Genomic DNA, 19,864 nt, shown 5'->3' on the forward strand with positions numbered 1-19,864 from the left:
TTGATGTGGTTCTAGGATTTTAGACCACGCCTATAAGTGATAATCTACTCCCCAATAAGCATGGGAAATGCTTGTTTTTGGAGTCAACCATGACACGAAGAAAACGTCGTAATCATTCAGCAGAGTTTAAAGTTAAAGTTGCTCTCGCAGCAATTAAAGGCGACCACACACTCGCTGAACTTTCTACTCAATTCGATTTACATCAAAACCAAATCATCGATTGGAAAAATCAACTGCTTGAGCAATCAGTCAATATTTTTTCACGACCAACAGCACAACAAGAACCAGAGATTGACCTCAAAGCTCTACATGCCAAGATAGGACATCAGGCATTGCAAATTGATTTTTTAGAAGGTGCGCTCAGAAAAATAGGGCAGCTGAGCGGCAAAAAATGATCGATAAGACCCATCAACTTTCGGTACGACAACAATCGCAATTGATTCAAATCAATCGCAGTACGTTGTATTACAAGCCCAAAGAGATTTCATCAACTGATTTGAGTTGGATGCGTCTAATCGATGAAATTCATCTCGACTACCCATTTATGGGCAGTCGAATGATACGAGATATGCTACAGCGTCAAGGACATCAAATAGGTCGGCGTAAAGTCCGACGTTTAATGCGCTTGATGGGAATACATGCCTTGTATCCAAAACCCAATACCAGTAAGCCTAATCTTGCACACCGTATTTTCCCATATCTGTTGAAAAACATGGTCATCGATCACTCTAATCAAGTCTGGTGTACAGATATCACGTACATTCCTATGGCTAAAGGCTTTGTCTATCTGTGTGCAATTATAGATTGGCATAGTCGTAAAGTACTGGCTCATCGAGTATCGATCAGTATGGAAACAGACTTTTGCATAGATGCGTTGCAAGAAGCAATTGTGAAATATGGTTGTCCTGAGGTGTTTAATACAGACCAAGGCAGTCAATTCACAAGCGAGGCATTTTTGAATGAGTTAAAATTGCGAAATATCCGTATCAGTATGGATGGGAAAGGACGATGGATGGATAATGTAATGATTGAGCGTTTATGGCGCAGCGTGAAGCATGAGGAAGTCTATTTGAAGGCTTACGATACGGTTAAACAAGCGAAACTATCAATTGCTGAATATTTGGATTTTTATAACATGATACGTCCTCATTCAAGTTTGAATAAGGCAACACCAAATGAATTTTATGATCAACATTTACTAAAAGTAATGGCAGCATAATTTAAATATTTAGAGCGGATTTATCACTTATAAAACTGAATTGAGTGGTCTAATTAACGGAACCACATTATAATAGTGCTGCTGAAGACCCAAGTAATGAACCAATCCAGCGTTTTTCGCCAGCTTTGAGTTGTTGTAGATTTAATTGAGAAATTTCTTGCTGAAACATAGAGAAAATCGTGCAATTTATAATGACAAGTGGCTTATTTTAGCATGATGTTTTTTTAGCGTAAGTGAATTTTCGGACTTTCATTCACTAGATTTAAAATTGCTTAGGCTATTTTAGATATAATATGCTTGAGTGCATTAAATAGTATGGGTGGACAACCAATCTTCAATGATATTAATTTGCTGGTCTACTGCCACTGTAAGATGAGGTGAATTATTAACAGTCCATGTTTCATCACACCAGTCACATGCATCATATAAACCACTTATCCATTCTGGGTAGTACACAACCCTTTCCTCAAGATTTCTTGAAGCACTCAAAAAACTTGTTTCTATCTTGCTAAAAATTTGACACAACCTAAGAGGCTGTATAAGACCAATTTTATAGTGATATAGCACATCTAAAAAATACCGAGCAGTCAAAATTCGGCTTCAAATGAATTAACTGAAAAATTAGGATCACCCTTCTGTATCAATTGAAGCAATATAGCCTCATGATCAATTGCGCCATAAAGAAGTTCAAAAAAATCTACATCGAAAATTTCATTATTTTCTATATATTTATTAATTTTTTTTAAGTTCACTCCTTTAGAATATTCGTCGTAATAGATTTCAATAAAAAGCTCTTTCAATTTCATGGAACTGTCTCTTTATCAGATATTCTAATGAATGTTAAGCCATCTTAATTTTATACATCAACATTGAAACCTAGATCGACATCACAAGCAGCCTGACCACCACGAATTCCAAAATTATCTGCTGGAATTTCTCGAAGTATTATCATGATATGATCTTTGGGCACACCAAATGGCTCTAAATTATTCACAATCGCTTTATAAAGTAAACGTTTAGCCTCTAAAGAACGACCTACAAAACAATCAATAGTAATAAGTGTAACAAATTCTGGTTTTTTACTTTCAGGCGGACACTGAAAACGATGTGCATCATGCACGACTAAACGTAAATTTCGATCATTTGGCTTAATTTTAAATGCTTCTCTTAAAGCAGAATGTACCGCCTCCATGATCCCAAGTTCAACTTCTATGGAGTATTTCTGTCTAACTTCAATCAGCACACTTGGCATTTTTTATTCTCCTGAAGACTTTTTACATATAAATAATTTATATTTCCACTGTACCGATAAAAAATTACTGAATTTGATTAACTACATAAGTCCAAAGCTATCAAAATTTAATTGAATCATAATAATTTTTTTATAGCAAAAAAGCACTCTCCAAAATATCTAGAGAATGCTTTTTATCAATCGTTATTGCGCGGCTAACTTCGCATTTGGGAAGAAACGCCCCTCTACTGAGTCATAACACCACTGGAAGATAAAAGTATAAACCAAGATACACATGGTCAAACCAAAATCTAAGATTAATGCATCAATGAAGCTCATATGCATCATATAGGCAATAATTGGAATTGTTGCGAGCATCAAACCGCCCTCAAAGCCAATCGCATGTAAAATACGCACTGGAATCGTTCTTTCCCACTGATATTTATATTCAATCTTTTCAAAATAATGGTTAAAAACCATATTCCAAAATACGGAAATAACGGCCATGATCGTACCTAAAACACCCGTAACTTCTAACGGCATGCTAAAAATAAAACTTAACGCAATTGCGATGATGACCAATAAAATCACTTCATAGACAATCGCATGAATGAGTCTTCTTTTGGAAATCAACATTTTTAAAACACTCTATTGTTTGGATATGGCTCATTTTATTTTTATAATGTTGATCAATCCAATCAGATTCTTTCAGTTTTTTTGATAGATGAGTATCTTTGAGCAATGAATATAAATCAAGAACAACTCCTCATGTTTCAAACCGTCATGGAAACAGGTTCATTTTCCGCCGCTGCCCGTAAATTAGGTAAAGTACCTTCAGCAGTGAGTATGTCGATTGCAAATCTAGAGATAGATCTCAATCTTAATTTATTTGATCGTATTGGACGCGAGCCAATCCCAACAGCAGAAGCAATCGTCCTCTACGAAAAAACACAACAACTTTTGATTGAAATGAATCAATGGAAACAGCATGCCTATGCACTTAGTACAGGATTAGAAGCGACTTTAAATATTGTCGTCGTGTCAGAGCTATTACATACTAATTGGACAGATTACATCACGCTACTTGAGCAACAGTTCCCTAGCCTTGCGATTAACATTGTTTCTGCTCCGCAAGAAGATGCACTGCAAATGTTGCTCGACCAATCGGCACAATTAGCGCTAATGTTTGAACGAGAACATTTAGACAGTCGTGAACAGTTTGTTGAACTAAAACGAGAAGCTTTAGTTCCTGTAATTGCTGAAAATCATCCTTTGGCACAACTTGAGCAAGTGTCATTCGAACAAATGGTACAGACACGCCAAATCGTTGTTGCAAGTCGTGATAAAAACATCAAACCTGAACTACTCTTTTCCAAAGACTATTGGCGCACTGACAACCATCATTCCGCTTGTATGATGATTGTCCGCAATTTAGGTTGGGGTGTTCTGCCTTTAGAAATGTTTAATGAAAATCCTGAATTAAAAAAGAAGCTGAAAATTTTGAAGCTATATGATTTTAGTCCAAAATTTGAATACTACGTTGATCTCGTTTGGAGTCGTGAAAGTGAGTTAGGCGCTGCCGCACGTTTTTTGATTGAACATATTCGGAATCAACGTCAAAAATGAAATAGCTCGGTCAACAGACCCTCAACATTTCTCTAAAATGCGGTGCTTTGCTTTCCTGTGGATTGTGTTATAAATGAAGTTACCCATAATATTGTTTAAGAAAGAACGTTATATCAATGACTCAAACCGCATTAGACCAATTAAAGAATTTAACGACTGTTGTCGCAGATAGTAGTGATCTGGAAGCAATTGAAAAATTTCGTCCATTAGACGCAACAACAAATCCATCACTGATTACTGCGGCGGCTGAGCAGCCAGAAAGCAAAGAACTGATTGAAGATGCTTATGCACAAGCAAAACAAGAAGGTTATCAAAGTGATGCGTTAATTGAACGTACCATTGATATTCTAACAGTCAAATTTGGCGTTGAAATCTTAAAATTAATTGATGGTCGTGTTTCAACTGAGGTTGATGCCTTACTGTCTTATGATACAGAAGCAACGATTGCTAAAGCACGTGAACTTTCCAAACTCTATAAGGAATATGGAATTGAACAATCACGTATTCTAATTAAAATTGCGTCTACATGGGAAGGCATTCAAGCTGCCAAGGTGCTTGAAGCCGAAGGGATTCCGTGTAACCTGACTTTATTATTTGGCTTACATCAAGCACAAGCTTGTGCAGATGCAAAAGTGACTTTGATCTCACCGTTCGTAGGTCGTATTTTAGATTGGTATAAAAAAGCCGAAGGCGTGGATCAATATCCTATCGAAAAAGACCCTGGTGTCTTGTCTGTTAAGAAAATTTATAACTACTATAAACAACAAGGGATCGCAACTCAAGTCATGGGAGCGAGTTTCCGCAGCACAGCTCAAGTGCTTGGCTTAGCAGGTTGTGATTTATTGACCATTGCTCCAAATCTATTGAATCAATTGGGACAAGATCAACATATTGTTGAAGCTCAACTCTCTACGACTTCAGCACAACAGGCTGAAAAAATCGAACGTACCGCTCAAACCAAAGAAAGTTTTAAAGCCGAACTCGAACATGATTTAATGGCATTTCAGCTCCTCCAAGGTGGCATTGATGGCTTTATTAAAGCGCGAAACCAATTGAGTTTGTTACTCCGTCAATCTTTTGGTATTGATGCTGAAATCACCCCATAATTAGCTGATTTTTCACCTATTAAAAACCGATTTTTGCTATATTAGTGAAAATCGGTTTTTTTAAGAGTTCAGTGTGTTCGGTATCACAGATTTAACCACATATATTATTGGTACAATCTTAATCATTTTATTACCCGGCCCGAACTCGGTCTATGTGATGTCTGTTGCCTCACGCTATGGAATACGTACAGGTTACGCTGCTGCTTGTGGCGTATTTACTGGCGATTTTATTTTAATTATTTGTACTGTTTTAGGTGCGGCATCTTTATTAAAAGCGTTCCCGATTCTGTTTGTTATTCTCAAAATAACAGGTGCTTGTTATCTCGCTTATTTGGGTTTCAAACTACTACAAAGTGCTTATCAAACGTGGAAAAAACCGCAACAACACGCAGAAATGGCTGATTTACCTCAATTAGATAAAGTGCATCCCTATCGAACTGCGCTTAGCATTAGTTTATTGAACCCCAAAGCAATTCTATTTTTCCTATCGTTCTTTGTGCAATTCGTTGAGCCAAATTATCCCTATCCAATGTTGAGTTTCTTGGTACTGGCATTGATTTTACAAATCGTCAGCTTTAGTTATCTAACTGCACTTATTTTTTCAGGCATAAAGTTAGCTGGTTTTTTCAAACATAATTACAAACTCGCAGCTGGCGGTGTATTTTTGGTCGGTATTTTATTCTTCGGCTTCGGCTTAAGGCTCGCAACTTCAACTTTGTCCTGATCTAGATCAACATTAAATTCACGCCAAGGAAGGTAGTTCATAATGTTTCATCCCCATCTGTTTTAATCGTGTCATCAATTTATTCAATCATCTTTGAACTACGATTTAAGCCATATTAACGATATACTTTTCAACAAATTTTAATCAAGTATAGATGCATATAATGCAACGCCTAATTCAAGATTTTTCGATCCCTGCGGTATTTGCTGGCTTTATCACCTTTTTGATTGGTATTAGTGTTTCGGCTGTTCTCGTCATTCAAGGTGCTCAATCTTTAGGTGCGAACACGGCACAAATCAGTTCATGGTTCTGGGCACTCGGTTTAGCGATTGGACTTTCAGGTTTAATCCTCTCTTGGAAATATAAATATCCTGTTGCTACTGCATGGTCGACCCCCGGTATCGCACTGATCATTGCCTCTACAGGACATTATGATCTTTATGAAGCCATCGGTGCGTTTGTCATCTGCGGGCTTGCCATTGCAATTGTTGGATTTTCAGGTGTTTTTCAAAGGTTATTGGCACATATCCCAACCAGTCTAACCTGTGCCATGCTTGCAGGGATTCTATTAAAGTTTGGTATTCAAATCTTTAGTAGTCTAGAAAGCCATCTAGGTTTTATTCTCAGTATGTTGGCGATTTATCTTGTCTCTAAGCGCTTATTTCAACGCTATAGCATTGTATTGACTGTGCTTTTAGGTGCAGCGATTTGCCCCCTGTTTATTGATTTTCAACTCCAACCGATTACATGGTCTTTGACTCAACCTGTATGGATGCAACCCGCATTTTCATGGTCTGCCGTACTTGGTTTAGCACTTCCATTATTTGTGATCAATATGACTTCACAAAATTTACCCGGCATCGCGATGATTAAAAGCTATGGTTATCACCCTCACGTCAATCAACTCGTGGGCTGGACAGGTGTTGCGCATACCCTGTTTGCACCTTTTGGCTGTTTTTCGGTAAATTTAGCCGCCATTAGTGCAGCAGTGAGTTTAGATGATCAAGTTCATCCCGATCCAAGCAAACGCTATATTGCGGGGATCAGTTGCGGTATATTTTATATTTTCATGGGGCTTTTTGCTGCGACTTTAGTCAGCCTACTCATGTCATTTCCACAAATCTTTATTGTGGCACTTGCTGGCATTGCATTATTTGCCACGATTAGCCATAACATTGCAGTTGCTTTTTCCAACGTAGAAGAACGTGAAGCTGCGCTACTGACCTTTTTATGTAGTGCATCTGGTGTCCAGTTTTTGGGTATCGGCTCAGCATTTTGGGGACTTATTCTGGGCCTTTTTGTCTTAATATTATTTAGATTTAAAAATAAGCCTTAGTCAAAACTAAGGCTTATGCTGTACAGAGGATAAATCTTTAAGGTTATTTATCTTCTAACTCTTTTTGGGTTTCTTCATCATTTAAAATTCGCCCAGCCTGCTTTGGTCGAAGCAGTGGTTCTGTAGGTCGTGGATGTGCATGGGTGTATTGTAAACCAGCCCCAGCATAAACATCATCTGCGGCTATTTCTGTTTCAAAACGCTCATCATCACGATCACGGATTTCATTGCTAATACGTTTCACTTCATCCTGATCAACACCTAACTCTTTTAAAATCACCCCACCAAACTTAATAGCTGATTCAAAGGTTTCACGGACCATATAATCGACTTTCTGTTTGACCAAATACAACGAATGTTCACGGTCATAAGATCTCACAAGTAGTTTTGCAAGTGGAAATTCATGCCCCACCAATTCGACGATTTTATTGGTTGTTGCCTTACTATCCACACACACCACAATAGCTTGTGCATTTTTAGCACCCGAGGCATGTAAAATATCTAAACGTGCACCATCGCCATAATAGATTTTAAAACCAAATTTCTCTGCGTTTTGAATCATATCAATATCGTTGTCAATAATAGTGACATCAACGCCTCTGGCTAATAATAACTGACTGGCAACCTGACCAAAACGACCAAATCCAATCATCAAGACGCTACCACTTAGACCTTCTGCAATATTGACGTTTTCCAGAGAAATCGTATCTTTTTTCTCTGTAAATCGTTTGAAAATAATACCAAAAATAGGCGTGAGTACCATTGAAAGTACCACAATCGCGGTAAGGTTTGACCTAATTGTATTATCAATGACTTGAGCACTGACGGCCGCAGCAAATAGTACAAACGCAAACTCACCACCTTGAGCCATGAGTAAAGCACGATCCAAAGCATCGATATGAGAACTTTTCGTGACACGCGCAACGATATAAATCATCAGTGCTTTTACAAACATCATGGCTAAAACGCCACTAATGATGAGCTGCCAATTCTGTGCGACGACAGATAAGTCCAGCGACATCCCTACACCGAGGAAAAAGAGCCCCAGTAACAACCCTCGGAACGGCTCAATATCTGCCTCAATTTGATGTCGAAAAGTTGATTCGGATAAAAGTACACCCGCGAGAAAAGCACCCATCGCCATAGATAAGCCACTCACTTGCATCAACAATGCTGCGCCCAATACTACCAAAAGCGCTGCGGCTGTCATGACTTCTCTGGCTTTAGCCGCTGCTAACAATCTAAATAATGGATTGAGTAACCAATAACCTGCTGCAATAAGACCAGCTATCGCAATCAAACCAATACCAATGGTTTCTAAGCGTGCTGAAGTTGTTTCCACCACATGATTGGGTGCCATAAATGCAATTATGGCCAATAATGGAACGATAAGAAGATCTTCAAATAATAATATGGAAACAACCTTTTGCCCCCGCGGTTGAGCAATGTCACCGCGATCACCAAGCAATTGCATTACGATGGCGGTTGAGGTCAGTACAAAACCTGCTGCTGCAATAAAAGCAATTTGCCATGTAAATCCAAATAGAATACCCACGCCAGTTAAAGCCAAAGCACTCACTATGATTTGCAAGGTTCCCAAACCAAAGATTTCTCGCCTTAGACTCCACAAATGTGAGGGTTGCATTTCCAGACCAATCACGAAGAGATACATCACAATCCCCAACTCAGCGATATGCAAGATGGATGTTGATTCATGGAAAAATGCAAAACCAAATGGCCCTATAATCAAGCCAGCAATGAGATAACCTAATACCGAACCCAGTCCGATGCGTTTAAAAATGGGCACAGCTATCACTGCCGCAGCCAATAAAACGACGGGAGCAATTAAACTTATTGAATCAGCCTCTGAACTCATACTGTTCTCATTGTTATCAATTTGATTTCATTCTATTTGAAAGAATAAAAGACGGATAGCGCATTTATAGGATAATGCATCCTATTTGTTTGCATAGACACCCACCAACGTTCTTAGTCGGTTGCATTCTTATCCCAAAAAGCTTGGCGTATTTGTGGCATCGCATTCAAATGATTGATGATGTGTTGTGCCTCCTCTGCCTCGATTGAGGTAGCAATCAACGTCACTTCTATCTCCACTTCTTTTTCACCAAATGGCGTAACATCAATGTCTTTAGCCGGGTAATTATGATGTTTAAGCGTCGAATTTAGTTCATCCATCACCACTTTACTATGACTGCGGTCACAAACAATATAGATCACATGCAGCACTTCCGTTTCATCATCCAATGGGCGACGATCAATTGCATGCACGATGGGTCTCAACAACGTATTTGTTGCCAAGATAAATAATGTCGCCAAGATTGCTTCTATGATTAGATCTGAACCCGCAGAAGCTCCCACTGCTGCCGAACACCATAAAGTTGCGGCTGTGTTTAATCCATGGATGTTTCCTTCTTGACGCATAATCACACCTGCGCCCAAAAAGCCGATACCTGATACCACGTAAGCAATCACTCGAACTGCCCCATCTGCACCAGTTAAATTGATTGCAATATCGACAAAGATCGCAGCACCCACAGCGACCAGCACATTGGTTCTTAATCCTGCGGTCCGTTGGCGATATTGTCTTTCAAAACCGATGAGTGCGCCCAAAATAAAGGCAACGCTGAGACTAATTAGCGTATCAACGGTATTGATCAAATCAATATTTTGTAGAAATTTTAATTGCATTAGATGCCTCTAATCATTATTGCCAGCCATAACAGCGGGTATACATATTTTTTTGCCTATTGTGTTAGACACATATAGGCAATCCAAATAATGGGTAAATATAGAAAACTTAGATGATAAAGAAATGAATTGTTATGGTGATGCAGGGGTAAAGCTTAGCCCGAATCCAAACCATTGCTGTCGGAAATCATGGAGACGGTCACCAAAAGAGGCTGCTAAAGTTAAGACATTGGGAATAAGACTGTAATGCACAGCCGTTTGAAAGAGTGGCGCTTGACGATCTTGATTATAAGTTTCAACACTTAAAGCTAGACGGTCCGTTAGGGCATAATTTGTGGCAATACTCCACCGCAATAACCGTGCATGATCTTGAGCATATTGATATCCCAAGTTACTATGCAGCGCTAAACGTTGATCTAGAAAATTAAAACTTACAGGTACATTTAAAAACCAATCCAAATCATTACGCTGTTCAGCCTGATCGTCTCTAGACAGCGTCAAACTGGTTGCAATACCCCAATCATTTTCCATCGGTTTTACGACAGTTTTTACTTGTGCTGAAAAACCGCGTACCTGATCAAGCTCTTTAGTCGCATGATAGCCAATTGAAACTTCTAAATTCTGATTTAGATTACAGGCAGGTGTGGCTTGATATGACCACGCACCGTCTTTTAAATATAAATAAGATGTTTCTAATTGACAGCGATGAGCGTCTGTAATTGAAGCATCGTCGGTATTTAATAATGGATCTGCTTTGCTCTTTTGAGTAGGCAGCAATAATCCACACAGCGCCAATATACCCATAACACCGTAACACTGAATGGAAGCATGAAAAAACATAGGCTTCTCCCCATTTTAGGTGAGAAACTAAACAGGTCGTATTCAAATACAATAAATTTTTGCTGATAGGTAAAAATTTTATAGAAGGGTTAATGCAATTTTAATCAAAGCTATCCCATTGCAAGATAGCCGACCTAAAAGGCTATATTGCTCAGTATTCGCTTTGGTTTAATTGATAACTAAACCCGAACCTCGAACAACTTCCCATTTAGGATCTCCGTTGAATAAACTCATCGGCATTATAGGGCGTGTTAATGCATAAACAAGCCCTATAATGTGAATTTTTTATGACAACGCAAAAAATTGAGTCTTCAAATGTTCTAAATTAAAGCTCTTTCACCACAACCGTTTTTGCCATTTTGTCATGCCAGCCTTGCTTTTTTGGATCGAACGCCACCCAGATTAAACCAATAAACAAAACTAAAGTTGCTGGGAAATAACCGATATAACGAATGATACCTTGACCAACAGACACCTGTTCACCCGTTTTCTCATCCAGCACTTTTAAGCGTAATAAACGTTTGCCGGGTGTCCCTGCGAATTTGACCCAGCAAAATATATAAAAAATGGCTGTTAGTATTTGCCAAATCCAATCAAATGTAGACATGAACTGAAATGAAGAAAAACCATCTGATGAGACCGTAGTATCACCACCACCAAAAAGCATGGTAAGTGGAATCAAAGCGACAATAATAATGATCGTATCTAGAATCGCTGCGCCGAAGCGTATCCAAAAACCTGCATACTCATATTTATGAGACATTTTCCCCTCACTTCTTATTTCTATATTAAAATTAAAGATAAATACCTATAAATAATAAACTGTTGATGCAATAAATCATATTACCTTTTGTTTTAATTCACGGTCAAAAAACTCGACTGTACGCTGCCAAACCAATGCTGACTCAGGACGATCTCGACTAACTGTACGAAAACCATGTGGCATCGGATAAGTATAAGCTTCGACACGATCACCCAATTGCTCAATCAACTTATTACGCTTTTTAGCTGGGCAAAATGGATCAAATTGATCAGACCAATGACCTTGTAGTAAGCGAATTTCGTCTAATGATTCTGTTTTCGGTACTCCCGCGCCTTCAATCCCCAAAGAATGATGATAGACAACTGGCGCCAACATATCATCTCGCTTCGCCATTTGGATCACATATCCACCTGTTAAACACTGCCCTAACATACCTAAACGACCATTTGATCTTGGATCAACTTTTAACGCATCTAACAATACATGAATTTCTTTATTGACATCACTGTCCGCTGCATTGCTACGACCTGCTTTAGCCACCATTGCTCGGATGCAATATTTGACTGCGCCGCCACTATATAAGTTCGGCACATAAACCAAATAGCCTCGATTTGCTAAATCTTGCGCATCTTCACGATAAGCATCGATAACACCATATAATTCATGCAGTAATAGAATTGCAGGTAATTTCTCATTCGTTTCGGCTAGTGCGTAAATCTCAACGTCGATCTGTCGAGTGGGCAATGTGATTGTTTTTATTTCCATTTTAGTGATCTATGTTATATAAATTACATCCATACTATTTGTGACAATATTAATTGTCAAATAAAAAAGAATGTCTGACCACATCCTTTTTTACCGTCAAAGATTTTCTATCTCAATATAAAGTGCAATCAAAAGTTTTAACATTCAATCGAATTGACTGCCAATCCTCCTTTTGAAGTTTCTTTATATTTATCAGACATATCCTTGCCTGTTTCCTTCATGGTTTGAATCACTTTATCCAGCGAAATATAATGCTCACCATCACCATGTAATGCCATCTGAGCAGCATTAATCGCTTTCACTGCTGCAATTGCATTTCGTTCAATACAAGGCACTTGTACTAAACCACCGACAGGATCACAGGTCAGTCCTAAATTATGTTCCAGCCCAATTTCGGCAGCATGTTCAACCTGCTCAGGCGTACCAGCTAAAATTTCAGCCAATCCAGCCGATGCCATTGCGCAAGCTGAACCCACCTCACCTTGACAACCTACCTCAGCACCAGAAATTGAGGCATTCAATTTACATAAAATACCGACGGCTGCTGCACTCAAGAAAAATCGAACGATGGTATCTTCAGACTCATCTTTAGAAAAGTTGACATAATAAGACAACACTGCAGGAATAATACCTGCTGCACCATTGGTCGGTGCGGTGACAACACGCCCACCCGCGGCATTTTCTTCATTGACTGCAAGTGCATATAGATTCACCCATTCCATCGCATTAAATGTGGTTGCAATCAAATTTTCATTTTCTTTTTTGAGTAAGCGTTGATGAATGTTTTTAGCTCGGCGTTTCACATTTAATCCACCAGCTAAAATCCCTTCATGCTGCAATCCATTTTGGATACAGACTTGCATGACGTGCCAAATCTGCATAATTTTGGCACGAATTTCAGCTTCACTGCGCCAACTCTTTTCATTTTCCAACATCAAATGACTGATACTACATTGATGAGTTTTGCACAACGCCAATAATTCTTTAGCACTCTGAAATGGATAAGGAACGACTGTATCATCCTCCATAAAACTCCCTTGGTGAATGTGGCTTTCATCGATGATGAATCCCCCACCTATGGAGTAATACGTGTTTGCATAAAGTGTATTTCCCTCAGCATCTTCGGTCTTTATCCTCATTGCATTTGGGTGATAAGGCAAAGCTTCATCAATAAAAATAATATCTTGGCGTGGATCAAAGTCGATCGTATGAATCGCATCTATTTTAAGCGTATTGGATTTAAACACCTGATCTAAAAGAACTTGGCTATGCGGAATATCAATAGTTTCAGGATCATTTCCCATCAAACCTAAAAGTGTGGCTTTGTCTGTGCCATGTCCTATTCCTGTAGAAGACAATGAACCGTATAAAAAAATCTGAACTTTCGCAACCTTGCTTAAAATATTTTGGGCTTTTAAGCTTTGAGTAAAACGATATGCTGCTCGCATGGGAGCAACGGTATGTGAACTTGAAGGCCCTACACCGATTTTAAAAAGATCAAAGACGCTCAATGTCATATATTATTATCCTCCTGTATCCAGTTTTCACTTTATTCTAAATCATGATCAACATGTGAAAAATATAATAAATTACGCATAAAAAAAAACCACAACCGTCATCACGATTGTGGTTTTAAAACTTTCCAGTGCTTAAATGCTTAACAAGCTATTCAAAGTCTCTGAAACATTCTTCGATTTCACTTTCGGTTGCAAGGCTTTTAAAGCTTGTTGCACCTGACCTCGTTGCGGTTCAGCCAAGGTATACCAACGCGAAAGCACCTGTAATAAACGAGAACCCAAAATTGGGTTTTTCTCATCTAAATATGCAGCGAGCTGAATAAAATGATCTACACCAAAACTCCATGTATTGACTGGATTATTGGCCAAACCACCGCTGACTGAACGAATACGATTCGGAGTGGTTAAATCATAATCTGCATGTTGAGTGAGATATTCAATCGTTTTCGTTGTCGCACAAGGATTGGATGCTTGAATCGTAAACCATTGATCTAAAGATAAGGCTTCATCTTTAAAGCGATTATAGAAATCGTCCAATGCGGCTTGTGCTTGTGGCGCATCATTCCATACCAGTACGCGTAATGCACCTAAACGTTCTGACATATTCCGCGTGTTTTTATATTGTGCATCCGCCAACTCAAATACCGAAGCATCCCCTTGACGTGCCAACATACTTAACATGATATTTTTCAATGCGCGGACACCCATTGCCAAAGAAAATTCTTTTTGCATATCTGGGTCTAAAGCTAAATAAGTATCTTTCCAGAAAGCACCTAGTTCTCGTGCTAAACGATTCAATACTGCTTCACGTTTCTCACGGATGAGTTCAGGTTCGTAGTCTTGATCAATACGGCTACCTAAATAGTTTTCACTTGGTACATCAAACAAACGTGATGCGAGCAATGGATCTTTGTTTACCAATTCAGGCAAGGTGTTTTTAATCGCCTGAATATAAGTATCCACCTGATGATCTTCTAACAGAATACGCTCTAACAAGGTTTGAGTCGCTTGCCATTGGTTAAAACCATTGGTTTCGTGTTGAATCAAAAATGCAAGATCATCATTTGAATAGTCAAATACCAAATTGACTGGCGCAGAGAAATTACGCAACAACGATGCGACAGGTTGTTCAGTCACTCCAGTAAATTCGATCGTTGCTTCATCTTGATCAAACAAATACACGCCATCTTTGAAATCATTTACAAACAGATCAGCACTATGCAAAGTGTATTGTTCGCCTGTTTTGGCATTGAACAAAGCCAAAGCCACAGGAATTGGCACTGCTTTTAAGTTCGGATATTTAGGATGTGCTTTAAGGCTTTGTTTTAAGCTCAAACGATAGGTCTGTTTCGCCGCATCATATTCACCTTTGGCATCCAACTTTGGTGTCCCCGGTTGATTATACCAAGTAAGGAAGTTAAATAAATCAACACCAGAACCCGCACTTAATGCAGCAACCCAATCTTCAACTGTCACAGCTTGACCATCATGACGGCGGAAGTATTCGTCTGTACCCTGACGGTATTTTTCTTTGCCTAATAGGGTCGCCATCATGCGGTTAATTTCCGCGCCTTTTTCATAGACCGTAGCGGTATAGAAATTATTAATTTCTACAAAATGATCTGGACGTGGCGGATGTGACAATGGTCCTGCATCTTCAGGGAATTGGTGAGATTTTAATACCGCTACATCATCAATCCTTTGTACCGCTGCTGATTGTAAATCTTCAGAGAAGGATTGGTCACGGAACACCGTTAAGCCCTCTTTTAGACACAACTGGAACCAGTCACGACAGGTAATACGGTTGCCTGTCCAGTTATGGAAATATTCATGCGCAATCACAGATTGTACACGCATGATCGCGGCATCTGTGGTGAACTCTTCATCAGCAAGTACACACGAAGTATTAAAGATATTTAATCCTTTGTTTTCCATGGCACCCATGTTGAACTGACTCACCGCCACAATCATATAATTGTCGAGATCATAAGGACGACCATAATGTTCTTCATCCCAACGCATCGAATGCTTCAATGCTTCCATCGCAATGTGACATTTTGGAATATCTTTTTCGATCGCATAAATTTCCAAAGCGACATCACGACCTTCTGAAGTGGTGTAACGATCTTTTAAGACCGCTAAATCACCAATCACACATGCAAATAAGTAACTTGGCTTCTTGGTTGGATCTTGCCAAATCGCATAGTGGCGACCTTCGCCCGCCTCACCTGTTTCAAGCAAGTTGCCGTTGGCAAGCAACACAGGATATTTCTTATCAGCTTCCACTCGGGTGGTAAATTCAGCCAAAACGTCTGGACGATCTGGATAGAAGGTGATTTTACGGAATCCTTCAGGTTCATTCTGCGTAACAAATAAATCACCCGCTTTATACAGTCCTTCAAGCTGCGTATTCGATTCAGGATGAATGATCACTTGTGCTTGAAGAATGACCTCATCTGGTGCATCAGCGATCACTAATTGTTCTTCATCTAACTGATATTGATCAGCACTGAGTAATTGTCCATTCAGTTGAATCGACTTCAGCTCTAAATCTCGACCCAATAGCACCATTGCACCTGCTGCTTGACGCTTCATCACAAGTGTTGAATCAACAATGGTCTGGTCGCTATAAACTTGAATATCTAAATGAATTGATTCAACCAAGAATGATGGCTTTTGATAGTCTTTTAAATAAATAGTTTGATCTGTTTGAACAGGAGGTTGAGCCGCGATATTCATCAGTATTCCTTATCTTTCATGATTTCATGTACATGGTCTTGTTGACAAGACTTCTTGAAGCGTCTTTTACTAGCATAAATTATGCCGTTTGGTCTAAAAATATCGCATTCAAAACAATTGTGGTTGCGATTATCTCAGATATCTACACAAATCATACGCCAACAAATATAAGCTGTCTGTAAGACCTGTCATGCGTTTAAAATTTTTATTGGGTTGAGAGCAAGTATTTTCAAATAGAACTTGAAGAATCAGTCTATCGTTTAGACAAAATTACAACATCGTTTTCTACTATTAAATAAAAATGACAAAATCGATGATCTTTATCTATTCAACTTACATTCTTTGCTTAAGTCATACATTTTGTGCACGGTTATTGCTTATGTATTTATGCCAATCTAGGTGAATAAAATAAAAGCGAGGGCTATAACGATGGAATTAAAAGCACATTTGTATCGTCTAGAAAACATTAAAGCAATCCATGATCTTGCAACCGCAGGTGTTGATCATCATGTGATCTCTGTTTTTCTGTCCGCAGAAGGGATTGAACTCACCACCTTAGAAGTAACCAATATTGTAAATACCTATGACGCACTTGGGAAAGAAAAAGTGCCGAGTAAAAAAGTACAAGCACTCATCGCTGCCAAGAAAATCAGTCAGGAGGATGAAAACTTACCATGCCCTGTTTAACATTTCCGTTCTGACTCAATAAAAAAACCTCAAATCAACGTCTGATTTGAGGTTTTTTCCAAGAATAACTTATGGATTTGCGCTGTTGGTCCGAATCCAAACTACAGTACGTCCTAAAGCGGACACGCCCATATAACCACGCATACGGAGACGCTTACCTTCACCAGACACCACACCTTTGCCTTTGTATACACGGCCACTGGTTGCTTCCAATACAAGACCATCAATATATGCATTTGGATCATTTGGATCTTGTCTAAACCCTGACAAAATTTCTAAACCAACAAGTGGCTTATTCGTGTGAGGTGCTGGACATTTAGTACAATTGCTCAACGAGATCCCATGCGCATTTGGATAACGATACACAATCTTGCCATTAAATCGCCCATTGTCACCTTTTCGAATTTCGATAATTGAAAGCTGTTGACCCGTTCTCTCTTCGATGCTTTTCCAATAACCCTCGATAGCGGCAGCGAAAGTCGTTGTACTTGCGAAAGCAATACAAAGCCCCATGAAGACATGCTTATACATATTAACCCCGTTAAAAAGTAACCTATTTATATTTATAGATTTAATGATTAAAAAAATAGCATATTTAAAGAGAGCTTACACTGTACGCCCCAGTACTTGACTATATAAATTTTCTAACAATCAAATACGTACAGTGTAATTTTAAAATTATAATTTAAGGGTTAGCACTATCTGTTCGAATCCAAACCTGAGTACGTCCAAGTGCTGAAATCCCCATATATCCACGCATACGCATACGTTTACCATCCACACTTAGCTGCGCTTTGCCCTTATAAATATTACCTGTTTTGGGTTCAAGTATTCGACCATCAATATATTGATGTGGATTTTGTGGGTCTTGTTTCAAGCCCCAAGCGATTTGTAATCCCAATATGGGTTTATTTTTAAAAGGCTCAGGACATTTAACACAGTTCGCTAGAATGGTGCCACCACCAGGGACCGGATAGCGATAGGCAATTGTGCCCGTGTAAGTTCCATCCGTTTTCTTTTTGACTTCAATAATCGAAAGTAGCTCACCACTACGGTCATCAATACTTTTCCAGAAACCTTCTGGCGTTGCAGCATGACCTATTGCGGTAAATAACATCAAAGAGATCCCCATGATTCCATTCATGAGTAATTTTTTTTGCATACATTGCTCCATTATGCGACACAGATCCATCTGTTCTATATTTTCATGCCAATGCTTAGATTCAGTCAACCAAATATAAAAATATTTAACGGCTTAAATCCAAGATAAACATTAATTAATTCACACATTTATAGACAAACAACCATAGGTTTACATTCTACCATTCAATGCAAACAGCAAAGTGCCAACACTTATATCGCAATATAATCTTTGCATCACTTCTGCTGTCAGCAATGTATAATCTGGTTTTTACAAATTGCAAGTTGAGTATCAATGGAGTTACAGATTCTACAAAAACAGTTAGATGAAAGTAGCCCTTGCCCTTTATGTCAAGCATCTATGTTTTGGATAGAGGCAGAACAATATACCCAAGAATTCCAATTTCATGAGTGTAGTCATTGTCAACATCGGGTTTTTAGCAGCGATAGTAAATTAAATTGTCACTGTGCCCACTGCACAGCTCAGCGTAAAAAACAAACGCAACAGACCCTGCTACAAGAAAAGCGTAAATACAAAATAAAAGATGACGTTATTTATGGCCTCAATCAGCTTAGTTTTTTACAAAAATTGTTCTTGTTGAGCTTATTGGATAATTATGCCCGTGAAGATGTTCAGCATGATGAACTCATCTACTGGAAGAAGATTAAATATCAGCACTTTACGCCCAATTACTTATTTCAACATCAGATCGTTCAAGAGTTACTCAAACTCGGTGTTTTAAGACCCCAAGATTCAGATATAGAAACAGAACACTTTTACTTAAATCTTCGTTTAGATGGTTATTCAGACCCAAGCCTGTTTAGTGTGGCACAACAATTACGCTATTGGTTTTATGAAAATCTGAGCTCAGGCATCCCCTTTAAAAGCACGGATGAGGTGAAAGATGCACTCTATACGGTGCTATATCAGGAGATCATTCAGTTCATGCAGTTCTATTGCCGAACGTGGGGAATTCAGATTGCAGGCAATCGTCCTTTCCAAAGCTTCTGTTTTCGTTTGATGGAAGGACTCGCCGTGGGGCAGATTTATTATCTGATTCAAACTGCACTGGAATACCTTTATAAGCAAAAAGTGTTACAAGCTCGTAATGATAAATTTATTAACACCAATTTATTAAAAAAAACCTTAGAGCAGTATCGAGAACGTGCTTTAACCGAGCACTGGGAAACCTCAACATTACCAAGACCACATAACATTCCATTGAGTAAAATGAGTGAAATTTTATTATTTAAATTCTTGGGTTATGATGAAAGTGTCTTTTTTCAACCTGTTTGGAAGTCTTGGCGAAAAATAGAACCTCGTTTAAATTTCTATTCGGTAAAGCGTTGCATGTATTGTGGTTCAAATGATCTGATTGTGGATTACGATGCTGAAGAGTATGTATCCCTCATCTGTCGTCAGTGTAAACATCAAGATCATTATTTTACACGTTAAAAAATC

At 38.7% G+C, this 19,864-nt stretch carries 19 protein-coding genes and 1 pseudogene; 7 read left to right on the forward strand and 13 right to left on the reverse strand.

Annotated elements, in window-relative coordinates:
• Window positions 1–89: 89 nt before the first annotated feature.
• Window positions 90–1,219, forward strand: a protein-coding gene (locus F991_RS17240; protein WP_119026777.1) for an IS3-like element ISAcsp5 family transposase whose coding sequence is annotated in 2 segments (ribosomal slippage) — window positions 90–342 and window positions 342–1,219 — 1,131 coding nt in all. Because the reading frame shifts where the segments join, the coding sequence is not laid out codon by codon here.
• A 70-nt stretch (window positions 1,220–1,289) separates the two neighbouring features.
• Here the strand turns inward: F991_RS17240 and F991_RS17960 are convergent.
• The 4 genes and pseudogenes from F991_RS17960 to aceI all read right to left on the reverse strand — a co-directional run.
• Window positions 1,290–1,388: pseudogene (locus F991_RS17960) on the reverse strand (hypothetical protein); the annotation flags it as partial.
• Between the two features lie 418 nt (window positions 1,389–1,806).
• Window positions 1,807–2,025 carry a hypothetical protein gene (locus tag F991_RS17925; protein WP_004671606.1) on the reverse strand — a complete coding sequence of 73 codons (219 nt, stop codon included), beginning with the start codon at window positions 2,023–2,025 and terminating at the stop codon, window positions 1,807–1,809.
• 50 nt (window positions 2,026–2,075) lie between these two features.
• Window positions 2,076–2,471: a tautomerase family protein gene (locus tag F991_RS11750; RefSeq protein ID WP_004671608.1), complete on the reverse strand. Its 396-nt coding sequence runs from the start codon at window positions 2,469–2,471 to the stop codon at window positions 2,076–2,078.
• A gap of 183 nt (window positions 2,472–2,654) precedes the next feature.
• On the reverse strand, window positions 2,655–3,086 hold the full coding sequence (gene aceI / locus F991_RS11755) for a chlorhexidine efflux PACE transporter AceI (RefSeq protein ID WP_004671610.1): 432 nt from the start codon (window positions 3,084–3,086) through the stop codon (window positions 2,655–2,657).
• 105 nt (window positions 3,087–3,191) lie between these two features.
• On the opposite strand from aceI, the gene F991_RS11760 reads away from it, so the two are divergent.
• The 4 genes from F991_RS11760 (at window position 3,192) to F991_RS11775 (ending at window position 7,242) form a co-directional block, all read left to right on the forward strand.
• A complete protein-coding gene (locus F991_RS11760) occupies window positions 3,192–4,076 on the forward strand; it encodes an HTH-type transcriptional regulator AceR (protein WP_004671612.1) in 885 nt (294 codons plus the stop codon).
• 116 nt (window positions 4,077–4,192) lie between these two features.
• Window positions 4,193–5,182, forward strand: coding sequence for a transaldolase (tal, locus tag F991_RS11765; RefSeq protein WP_004671614.1), 990 nt, complete (start codon window positions 4,193–4,195; stop codon window positions 5,180–5,182).
• A 73-nt stretch (window positions 5,183–5,255) separates the two neighbouring features.
• Window positions 5,256–5,906: a leucine efflux protein LeuE gene (gene leuE, locus F991_RS11770; protein ID WP_004671615.1), complete on the forward strand. Its 651-nt coding sequence runs from the start codon at window positions 5,256–5,258 to the stop codon at window positions 5,904–5,906.
• A 163-nt stretch (window positions 5,907–6,069) separates the two neighbouring features.
• Entirely contained in the window at window positions 6,070–7,242 is a 1,173-nt protein-coding gene (locus F991_RS11775) for a benzoate/H(+) symporter BenE family transporter (RefSeq protein ID WP_004671616.1), read from the forward strand.
• Between the two features lie 43 nt (window positions 7,243–7,285).
• On the opposite strand, the gene F991_RS11780 is transcribed toward F991_RS11775, so the two are convergent.
• From F991_RS11780 to pepN, 7 genes are all read right to left on the reverse strand, one after another.
• Window positions 7,286–9,118 carry a monovalent cation:proton antiporter-2 (CPA2) family protein gene (locus F991_RS11780; protein ID WP_004671618.1) on the reverse strand — a complete coding sequence of 611 codons (1,833 nt, stop codon included), beginning with the start codon at window positions 9,116–9,118 and terminating at the stop codon, window positions 7,286–7,288.
• Between the two features lie 113 nt (window positions 9,119–9,231).
• Window positions 9,232–9,951 carry an MgtC/SapB family protein gene (locus F991_RS11785; RefSeq protein WP_004671620.1) on the reverse strand — a complete coding sequence of 240 codons (720 nt, stop codon included), beginning with the start codon at window positions 9,949–9,951 and terminating at the stop codon, window positions 9,232–9,234.
• A gap of 132 nt (window positions 9,952–10,083) precedes the next feature.
• Window positions 10,084–10,791, reverse strand: a complete 708-nt coding sequence (locus F991_RS11790; RefSeq protein WP_004671622.1) for a hypothetical protein — start codon at window positions 10,789–10,791, stop codon at window positions 10,084–10,086.
• A 325-nt stretch (window positions 10,792–11,116) separates the two neighbouring features.
• Window positions 11,117–11,554, reverse strand: a complete 438-nt coding sequence (locus F991_RS11795) for an RDD family protein (RefSeq protein ID WP_004671624.1) — start codon at window positions 11,552–11,554, stop codon at window positions 11,117–11,119.
• 75 nt (window positions 11,555–11,629) lie between these two features.
• Window positions 11,630–12,319 carry a dienelactone hydrolase family protein gene (locus F991_RS11800; RefSeq protein ID WP_004671626.1) on the reverse strand — a complete coding sequence of 230 codons (690 nt, stop codon included), beginning with the start codon at window positions 12,317–12,319 and terminating at the stop codon, window positions 11,630–11,632.
• Between the two features lie 137 nt (window positions 12,320–12,456).
• Window positions 12,457–13,836 carry an L-serine ammonia-lyase gene (locus F991_RS11805; RefSeq protein WP_004671627.1) on the reverse strand — a complete coding sequence of 460 codons (1,380 nt, stop codon included), beginning with the start codon at window positions 13,834–13,836 and terminating at the stop codon, window positions 12,457–12,459.
• A 132-nt stretch (window positions 13,837–13,968) separates the two neighbouring features.
• Window positions 13,969–16,575, reverse strand: coding sequence for an aminopeptidase N (pepN, locus tag F991_RS11810; protein WP_004671628.1), 2,607 nt, complete (start codon window positions 16,573–16,575; stop codon window positions 13,969–13,971).
• A 429-nt stretch (window positions 16,576–17,004) separates the two neighbouring features.
• On the opposite strand from pepN, the gene F991_RS11815 reads away from it, so the two are divergent.
• A complete protein-coding gene (locus tag F991_RS11815; RefSeq protein WP_004671629.1) occupies window positions 17,005–17,262 on the forward strand; it encodes a hypothetical protein in 258 nt (85 codons plus the stop codon).
• Between the two features lie 69 nt (window positions 17,263–17,331).
• Here F991_RS11815 and F991_RS11820 read toward each other — a convergent pair whose 3' ends face one another.
• Window positions 17,332–17,793: a DUF2147 domain-containing protein gene (locus tag F991_RS11820; RefSeq protein WP_004671630.1), complete on the reverse strand. Its 462-nt coding sequence runs from the start codon at window positions 17,791–17,793 to the stop codon at window positions 17,332–17,334.
• A 154-nt stretch (window positions 17,794–17,947) separates the two neighbouring features.
• The gene (locus tag F991_RS11825) at window positions 17,948–18,424 is read right to left on the reverse strand and encodes a DUF2147 domain-containing protein (RefSeq protein WP_004671631.1); all 477 of its coding nucleotides are present in this window, start codon (window positions 18,422–18,424) and stop codon (window positions 17,948–17,950) included.
• 273 nt (window positions 18,425–18,697) lie between these two features.
• Between F991_RS11825 and F991_RS11830 the strand changes: the two genes are divergently transcribed.
• Window positions 18,698–19,858, forward strand: coding sequence for a hypothetical protein (locus F991_RS11830; protein ID WP_004671632.1), 1,161 nt, complete (start codon window positions 18,698–18,700; stop codon window positions 19,856–19,858).
• Window positions 19,859–19,864: the final 6 nt, after the last annotated feature.

Origin of the sequence: Acinetobacter sp. CIP-A165 (assembly GCF_000367985.1) — a bacterium.
Taxonomy (GTDB): Bacteria; Pseudomonadota; Gammaproteobacteria; order Pseudomonadales; family Moraxellaceae; genus Acinetobacter.

Excerpts from the sequence above, each read along its gene's own strand:
- F991_RS11795 (WP_004671624.1), bottom strand. The coding sequence starts at position 11,554 with ATGTCTCATAAATATGAGTATGCAGGTTTTTGGATACGCTTCGGCGCA.
- F991_RS11750 (WP_004671608.1), bottom strand. The coding sequence starts at position 2,471 with ATGCCAAGTGTGCTGATTGAAGTTAGACAGAAATACTCCATAGAAGTT.
- tal (WP_004671614.1), top strand. The coding sequence starts at position 4,193 with ATGACTCAAACCGCATTAGACCAATTAAAGAATTTAACGACTGTTGTC.
- F991_RS11775 (WP_004671616.1), top strand. The coding sequence starts at position 6,070 with ATGCAACGCCTAATTCAAGATTTTTCGATCCCTGCGGTATTTGCTGGC.
- F991_RS11780 (WP_004671618.1), bottom strand. The coding sequence starts at position 9,118 with ATGAGTTCAGAGGCTGATTCAATAAGTTTAATTGCTCCCGTCGTTTTA.
- F991_RS17925 (WP_004671606.1), bottom strand. The coding sequence starts at position 2,025 with ATGAAATTGAAAGAGCTTTTTATTGAAATCTATTACGACGAATATTCT.
- F991_RS11790 (WP_004671622.1), bottom strand. The coding sequence starts at position 10,791 with ATGTTTTTTCATGCTTCCATTCAGTGTTACGGTGTTATGGGTATATTG.
- pepN (WP_004671628.1), bottom strand. The coding sequence starts at position 16,575 with ATGAATATCGCGGCTCAACCTCCTGTTCAAACAGATCAAACTATTTAT.
- F991_RS11805 (WP_004671627.1), bottom strand. The coding sequence starts at position 13,836 with ATGACATTGAGCGTCTTTGATCTTTTTAAAATCGGTGTAGGGCCTTCA.
- F991_RS11825 (WP_004671631.1), bottom strand. The coding sequence starts at position 18,424 with ATGCAAAAAAAATTACTCATGAATGGAATCATGGGGATCTCTTTGATG.
- aceI (WP_004671610.1), bottom strand. The coding sequence starts at position 3,086 with ATGTTGATTTCCAAAAGAAGACTCATTCATGCGATTGTCTATGAAGTG.
- F991_RS11760 (WP_004671612.1), top strand. The coding sequence starts at position 3,192 with ATGAATATAAATCAAGAACAACTCCTCATGTTTCAAACCGTCATGGAA.
- F991_RS11815 (WP_004671629.1), top strand. The coding sequence starts at position 17,005 with ATGGAATTAAAAGCACATTTGTATCGTCTAGAAAACATTAAAGCAATC.
- F991_RS11800 (WP_004671626.1), bottom strand. The coding sequence starts at position 12,319 with ATGGAAATAAAAACAATCACATTGCCCACTCGACAGATCGACGTTGAG.
- F991_RS11830 (WP_004671632.1), top strand. The coding sequence starts at position 18,698 with ATGGAGTTACAGATTCTACAAAAACAGTTAGATGAAAGTAGCCCTTGC.
- F991_RS11820 (WP_004671630.1), bottom strand. The coding sequence starts at position 17,793 with ATGTATAAGCATGTCTTCATGGGGCTTTGTATTGCTTTCGCAAGTACA.
- F991_RS11785 (WP_004671620.1), bottom strand. The coding sequence starts at position 9,951 with ATGCAATTAAAATTTCTACAAAATATTGATTTGATCAATACCGTTGAT.